Origin of the sequence: uncultured Nevskia sp. (assembly GCF_903885465.1) — a bacterium.
Classification (GTDB): Bacteria; Pseudomonadota; Gammaproteobacteria; order Nevskiales; family Nevskiaceae; genus Nevskia.
Window position 1 is genome coordinate 1 of the sequence record NZ_CAISIQ010000427.1, and the last position, 4,744, is coordinate 4,744.

At 64.1% G+C, this 4,744-nt stretch carries 7 protein-coding genes; 4 read left to right on the forward strand and 3 right to left on the reverse strand.

The window, feature by feature from the left end; all coding sequences use genetic code 11:
- Nucleotides 1–201: 201 nt before the first annotated feature.
- On the reverse strand, nt 202–801 hold the full coding sequence (gene yihA / locus QZY06_RS16555; RefSeq protein ID WP_295686163.1) for a ribosome biogenesis GTP-binding protein YihA/YsxC: 600 nt from the start codon (nt 799–801) through the stop codon (nt 202–204).
- Nucleotides 802–977: 176 nt separating this feature from the next.
- Here yihA and QZY06_RS16560 point away from each other — a divergent pair, with 176 nt between their 5' ends.
- The 3 genes from QZY06_RS16560 (at nt 978) to QZY06_RS16570 (ending at nt 2,723) form a co-directional block, all read left to right on the forward strand.
- On the forward strand, nt 978–1,607 hold the full coding sequence (locus tag QZY06_RS16560) for a c-type cytochrome (RefSeq protein ID WP_295686164.1): 630 nt from the start codon (nt 978–980) through the stop codon (nt 1,605–1,607).
- Between the two features lie 18 nt (nt 1,608–1,625).
- Nucleotides 1,626–2,276: a thiol:disulfide interchange protein DsbA/DsbL gene (locus tag QZY06_RS16565; protein WP_295686165.1), complete on the forward strand. Its 651-nt coding sequence runs from the start codon at nt 1,626–1,628 to the stop codon at nt 2,274–2,276.
- A gap of 129 nt (nt 2,277–2,405) precedes the next feature.
- Entirely contained in the window at nt 2,406–2,723 is a 318-nt protein-coding gene (locus QZY06_RS16570; RefSeq protein ID WP_295686166.1) for a hypothetical protein, read from the forward strand.
- A 12-nt stretch (nt 2,724–2,735) separates the two neighbouring features.
- On the opposite strand, the gene apaG is transcribed toward QZY06_RS16570, so the two are convergent.
- Entirely contained in the window at nt 2,736–3,119 is a 384-nt protein-coding gene (gene apaG, locus QZY06_RS16575) for a Co2+/Mg2+ efflux protein ApaG (RefSeq protein WP_295686167.1), read from the reverse strand.
- A complete protein-coding gene (gene sufT, locus QZY06_RS16580; protein WP_295686168.1) occupies nt 3,116–3,664 on the reverse strand; it encodes a putative Fe-S cluster assembly protein SufT in 549 nt (182 codons plus the stop codon). Before sufT ends, apaG begins: the two co-directional genes overlap by 4 nt.
- A 188-nt stretch (nt 3,665–3,852) precedes the next feature.
- On the opposite strand from sufT, the gene QZY06_RS16585 reads away from it, so the two are divergent.
- Complete coding sequence (locus tag QZY06_RS16585) at nt 3,853–4,596, forward strand: SIMPL domain-containing protein (RefSeq protein ID WP_295686169.1); 744 nt, start codon at nt 3,853–3,855, stop codon at nt 4,594–4,596.
- Nucleotides 4,597–4,744: the final 148 nt, after the last annotated feature.

A 4,744-nucleotide genomic window follows, 5' to 3' on the forward strand; every position in this document is an offset into this window, starting at 1 on the left:
AATGGTGACTCCCTTCCCATTCTCCGCCCCCACTCCCTGGGCGGATGCCCCTCCGGCTCCCCCAAGCCGGAATCGTTGCCCGGTGGATTCCCCCGATCCACCGGGCATTTTTTTGCCCGACGATCAGCGGCCAGTGCCCGATGCTAATCGAGCGCGAGCAAAGCTGCCAATCCGTTCAGGCTGGTTGTAATTGCCCGGGTGTCATTCAGCTTCGTCGACCGGCTGCGAAACAGGCGCTGCGAACCCCAACCAGTCATCGAGCCGTGCCCGCGCTTCGTCAACGCCGGTCTTGGCGGTCGCCGAAAACATCTGCGTGGTCATGTTGGGATCGAAGTCCTTCAACTCGCGCTGCACTTTCAGCATGGTGTTCTTGGCAGCGCCGTAGCTGAGCTTGTCGGCCTTGGTCAGCAGCACATGGGCGTTGAGCAGGCGATCGCGGCACCATTCGAGCATCTGCACGTCCAGCTCGGTCAGCGGATGGCGGATGTCCATGACCACGATGATGCCTTTCAGCACGTCGCGCTTCTCGACATAACCACCGACCAGCTGGCCCCAGGCATTGCGGACCGCGATCGGCACCTGGGCGAAGCCGTAGCCGGGCAGATCGATGAGGCGGGCGCGATCCTCGATATCGAACAGATTGATCAGCTGAGTGCGGCCCGGCGTTTTCGACACGCGCGCCAAGCCGTGCTGCTGGCAGATGACATTCATCGCGCTCGACTTGCCGGCATTGGAGCGGCCGACCAGCGCCGCTTCCGGCCAGCCATCCGTGGGCAGCTGGCTGAGCTGGGCAGCGGACATCCGGAACCGCGCCCGGGCATAGAGATTCGGCGGGGTCGTCGAAGGCGAATCTTTGCTCGCCGCTTTCGTTGTTGCTTTCGTTGTACCGGGGGTCATCGTGTAAGATTCGCGCTCCAATTGATCATTATGCGCGTAGTGCGGATTGCACCACGCGCCTTTGCCTGCCGGAGTGTTTCATGAAGCGTGTACTGCTCGCCCTCGCACTGTGCGTCCCTGTCGCCGCGTTTGCTGAAGGCGCCGCCCAGGATCCGTTCGTCAAGGGCGATGCCGCCGCCGGCGCGACCAAGGCCGCCGTCTGCGGTGCCTGCCATGGCGCCGGTGGCAACGGTGGCATCAATCCGGAGTGGCCGAAGCTCGCCGCCCAGGGTTCGAAGTACATCCATGCCCAGTTGGTCGCGTTCAAGAGCGGCAAGCGCAACAACGCCGTGATGATGGGCCAGGCGGCTGCGCTGTCGGAACAGGACATGGCCGATCTCGCCGCCTACTTTGCTGCCCAGCCGGCTGTACCGGGTGTGGCCAGCGAAGCTTCGGTTCCGGTTGCCCAGAAGCTGTATCGCGCCGGTGATGCCGCACGCGGCCTGGCGGCCTGCGCGGCCTGCCATGGTCCGACGGGCGCGGGCAATCCGGCTGCGGCCTATCCGCATATCGGCGGCCAGAACAGCGGCTATGTGGCGACCCAGCTGCGCGCTTATCGCGCCGGGGAACGCGGCAAGGAAGGCAATGGTCTGATGATGGCCGCCGTTGCGAAGCATCTGACCGATGCCGAGATCGACGCGCTGTCTTCCTACCTGTCAGGCCTGCAATAAGGCCACCCAAGGAGCCTCATGCGTACCCTCAAGAACTTCGTCGCTGGCGGCCTGCTCGCCACGCTCGCCCTGTTCAGCGTTGCCTGCAGCGCCGCTGACAGCACTCCGTCCGGTGATTTCCAGCTGGGCAGGGACTACACCGAAGTGCCGTCGCCTCAGAAGCCGGCAGATCCGAAGCGGATCACGGTGGAGGAGTTCTTCTGGTACGGCTGTCCGCATTGTTTCGCGCTGGAACCCACCGTCGAAGCCTGGCTCAAGACCAAGCCGGCCGATGCCGATTTCATCCGTGTGCCGAATACGCTGGGCCGTCCGGAAGGCGAAGTGCATGCTCGCGCGTTCTACATTGCCCAGACGCTCGGCATTCTCGACAAGACCCACAAGGCGCTATTCGCAGCGATTCACGAGCAACACCAGCAGATGGCGTCGCTGGAAGCGATCCGCGAGCTGTATGTCGCCGTCGCCGGCATCAAGCCGGCTGATTTCGATGGCATTGCCGCCAGTTTCGTCGTCGATTCCGGCATGCGCCGCGGCGAAGCGCTGGCCCGCACCTACGTGATCCGCAGCGTGCCGATCCTGATCGTTGGTGGTACCTACGCGGTGCCGGGTTCGCCGACCGCCGCGAAGACCGTCGATTTCCTGATCGACAAGATTCGCAAGAGCCGCAAGTAAGCATTCGATAGCTAGGCTCCCTCACACGGAGCTTGGCTATCGAGCCGCGGGGAACGGCCAGTCTTCACCGACGGTCTTGATCTTGTTGCTTGCATCGTTTCCGATGCGGCCATGACGGAGAAGCCCGCGATGAACAAAACCCCTATCTGCCAGCTGCTGGCCAGCTTTGCGCTCGGCACGCTGTTGGTCAGCGGCGCATTTGCGGCTGAACCCGCAAGTTCGTCGACCCCGACCGAGTCGGCTCCCGCCAAGAACGATAGCGGCACCGATTTAAGGCAGCCGAACTGCGTGCGTGACACCGGCACGCGGATCAAGTCGAAGAATCGCGACTGCCTTGGCGTTGCGGGACGCAGCTACAGCGCTGAGGAGTTGCGGCAGACCGGCGAGACCAACCCGCTGGATGCGCTGCGCCGCATGGACCCGAGCATCACCGGCTCGGTTCGCTGAAGCGCGTTCGCGTCAGTTGAGAACGCGCGGCACTGCGAGCCGGAACGGCTCGATCAGCGCATCGAAGTTGTCGCCACCGTCGGTCACCATCTGGTAACTGCCGTGCATGGTGCCGACCGGCGTGGTCAGCGGGCAGCCGCTGGTGTACTGGAACTGCTCGCCAGGTTCGAGCTTGGGCTGGAAGCCGATCACGCCCGGGCCGCGCACTTCCTCGGTCTTGCCTTCGCCGTTGGTGATGATCCAGTGCCGTGACAGCAGCTGCACGGTCTCGTCGCCATCGTTGCGGATCGTCACCTGATAGCTGAACAGGTAGTGCGAACGCGAGGGCTCGGACTGCTCCGGCACATAGCGTGGCGCCACGATCACGCGCACGCCGCGAGTCAGGGTGTTGGTCACAGGAAGCCCGCCTGCAGCTTGGCCGCGTCGCTCATCATGTCCTGCGTCCACGGTGGATCGAAGGTCAGCTCCACGTCCGCCTCGCGCACCATCGGCACTTGCAGCGCCTTGGTCTTGACGTCGTTGACCAGCACGTCGCCCATGCCGCAGCCGGGAGCCGTCAGGGTCATCACCACGTGCAGATTCCAGCCTTCGTCGGCGGCCGGTTCGAGACGGCAGTCGTAGACCAGGCCGAGCTCGACGATGTTGATCGGGATTTCCGGGTCGTAGACCGTTTCCAGCTGCTTGCGTACGGCGGCGGTCACTTCCTCTTCGCTGGCATCGGCCGCAAGAACGATGTCGCCGGTCGGCTCGAAGCCGAGCGCGTCGGCATCCTTGCCATCGATGCGGAACAGATGGCCCTGCACCTCGACCGTATAGCTGCCGCCCAGCGCCTGGGTGATGGTCGCATCCGCGCCCTCGGGCAGCTCGACCCGCGTGCCAGCAGGAATCAGCACGCCGATCACTTCTCGGCTCAGGATCACGGTTTGGTGCATGTACGACATGGGCAGCTCAGGCTCGGAATCAAACTCAGGCACGCCGGACATTCGGGCGTATCCGTTCAAGTTTAGCCCTTGTCTCCGAACGCCGGGGATTCGTGAACTTGGCCTGAGCTCGAAAGCAAAGCCGCGCTTGCCGTTCGCGGCCGGGCGTTGCAGCATCCGGGCTCGTTCCGAAGACTGCCCGAACTGCCATGCGCTCCATCACTGCTTCCGCGGCCCTGTTGAGCTGCGTCTTTCTTGTCGCCACCTCGCTGCCCGTGTCCGCCGATACCTTGCCGGACCGTCGCTCGGTCAATGTCAGTGGTCGCGGTGAAGTGACCGCCACGCCGGATCGCGCCCGCATCTCGATGCAGGTCGAAACCACCAAGCTCGATCTGCGCGCCGCGCAGGATCAGGTCAGCCGCATCGTCCGCGACTACCTCGCGCAGGTGAAGGCGCTGGGCATCGCCGATGCCGATATCTCGACTGCCGGCCTGAGCATCCAGCCGCAGTACGATTACAGCGCCAAGGGCGGCCGCAAGTTTCTCGGCTATCAGCTGACCCGCGGCATCGAGATCGTCGTCCGCGATCTCGACAAGATCGGCGACGTGCTGCTGAAAGCGACGACCGCCGGCATCAACAACGTGTCAGACCCGCAGCTAGAATCGTCGAAAGCCGAAGCGCTGACTCGCGAAGCGCTGGCCAAGGCGGCTGAAGACGCGCGCGCCAAGGCCAAGGTGCTGGCCGATGCGCTCGGTGTGAAGCTCGGCGCCGTGCATACGCTGAATGCCAACGCCGAGTTCGTGCCGCCGCCAATGGCGCAGAAGGCCCGCTTCTCGGTGATGGCCGCTGCCGATGCAGCGCCAGAATCCGGCAACGAAGCACTGGGCTTCTCGGCCGGGCAGATTCGCTACAACGCCAGCGTCAACGCCGATTTCGATCTCATCGCACCCTGATTCCAGCGCGATCGTCTCTCACCAGCGTCAGGATGCGGTTTGCCTGCGCCGGTGAAATAATCGCCGCCCTCTTAGTCCCAGCCGTCACCGGAATTCCCGCAACGTGTCCGAACCCGCATCCAAGCCCGCGCCGCTGGTGGGCGTCATC

Bases quoted from the DNA above. Each gene is read 5' to 3' on its own strand.
- QZY06_RS16570 (WP_295686166.1), top strand. From the start codon at position 2,406: ATGAACAAAACCCCTATCTGCCAGCTGCTGGCCAGCTTTGCGCTCGGC.
- QZY06_RS16560 (WP_295686164.1), top strand. From the start codon at position 978: ATGAAGCGTGTACTGCTCGCCCTCGCACTGTGCGTCCCTGTCGCCGCG.
- QZY06_RS16565 (WP_295686165.1), top strand. From the start codon at position 1,626: ATGCGTACCCTCAAGAACTTCGTCGCTGGCGGCCTGCTCGCCACGCTC.
- yihA (WP_295686163.1), bottom strand. From the start codon at position 801: ATGTCCGCTGCCCAGCTCAGCCAGCTGCCCACGGATGGCTGGCCGGAA.
- sufT (WP_295686168.1), bottom strand. From the start codon at position 3,664: ATGTCGTACATGCACCAAACCGTGATCCTGAGCCGAGAAGTGATCGGC.
- QZY06_RS16585 (WP_295686169.1), top strand. From the start codon at position 3,853: ATGCGCTCCATCACTGCTTCCGCGGCCCTGTTGAGCTGCGTCTTTCTT.